The sequence below is a fragment of the Aliamphritea spongicola genome, assembly GCF_017051665.1.
GTDB classification, from domain to species: domain Bacteria; phylum Pseudomonadota; class Gammaproteobacteria; order Pseudomonadales; family Balneatricaceae; genus Amphritea; species Amphritea spongicola.
This window is the reverse complement of the sequence record NZ_JAFIDL010000148.1, coordinates 1-279: the sequence shown is the minus strand read 5'-3', so window position 1 is coordinate 279 and position 279 is coordinate 1. Positions and strand designations below refer to the sequence as shown.

Below are 279 nucleotides of genomic sequence, written 5' to 3'. Positions count from 1 at the left end.
CACCGCGCTGGAGCGCCTCTATACCGCGCTGCGTGGCACCGACGCCAATGCCGCGCCGGCCGGCGGCGAAGCGTTCGAAGCTCGCTTCCGCGAAGCGATGGACGACGACTTCAACACCCCGGAAGCCTACTCGGCGTTGTTCGATCTGGCGCGCGAGGTTAACCGCCTGAAGGGGGAAGACATGGCGGCGGCCAGCGGCATGGCGGCGGAACTGCGCAAGCTGGCGAACGTGCTTGGCCTGCTGCAGCAGGAGCCGGAGCAGTTCCTGCAAGGAGGCGC

At 68.5% G+C, this 279-nt stretch carries 1 protein-coding gene; it reads left to right on the top strand.

What is annotated here, in order from left to right; translation table 11 throughout:
* Positions 1 to 279, top strand: a 279-nt coding sequence (locus JYB63_RS23115) for a DALR domain-containing protein (protein ID WP_336510923.1), incomplete at both ends; no start/stop codon positions are given.